This window comes from Spirosoma jeollabukense, from assembly GCF_054777855.1.
In genome coordinates, this window is record NZ_BAAHAD010000090.1 from 1 (window position 1) to 630 (window position 630).

The 630-nt window shown below is 27.0% G+C and carries 1 rRNA gene; it reads right to left on the reverse strand.

Going from position 1 to position 630, the window contains the following annotated elements:
• Positions 1–630, reverse strand: a 23S ribosomal RNA gene (locus ACYVEA_RS34710); the annotation flags it as partial.

Consider the following 630-nt stretch of genomic DNA (forward strand, 5'->3'; position numbering starts at 1 on the left):
GACTAACATCCCTAGCGTAGCTTTTCCAATAATCCAAGATCTTTCCTTATTGCATCTTGTGATCTAATGCCCCGCTTACGCGACTGTAAGATTTGTTGTGAATCAAACAGTAAAGCAAGATTAAGCCATTTAGCTTGGTAAGTATTAAACATGATTATTAATAATTTAAAATTATAATAACTAAAAAAAATATTATTTATTTATTAATATCTTTTACTACAACTAATTTCTCAATAGGGAAAATCTTACCTAATTATAATGTAAATAATATATTTTTTACACAAAATATATGATTAAATATAACAAAGTTAAAATAATTACAAACAATAAAAAATAAAATTAACTTATATTAATATAAGATATATTTTTAGATACACCCTTTTACTCTTTAAGGGGTCTGTGCCCCACATAAACTGTCTCCTAACCACTGTTCCTTTTTTCAAGGTTTATACTATAACACACAAATAAAGGTATTTCATTTTTATCTAATCGATGAACCTTCTATACTAAAAGTTGTTAGAATTATATTCAATAATTAGTAACAGTAAAGCTGCATAGGGTCTTCTCGTCTACCTAGAGGTAAACTGTATCTGCACAGTTATTCCAATTTCACTGAGTCAATCTTAGAGA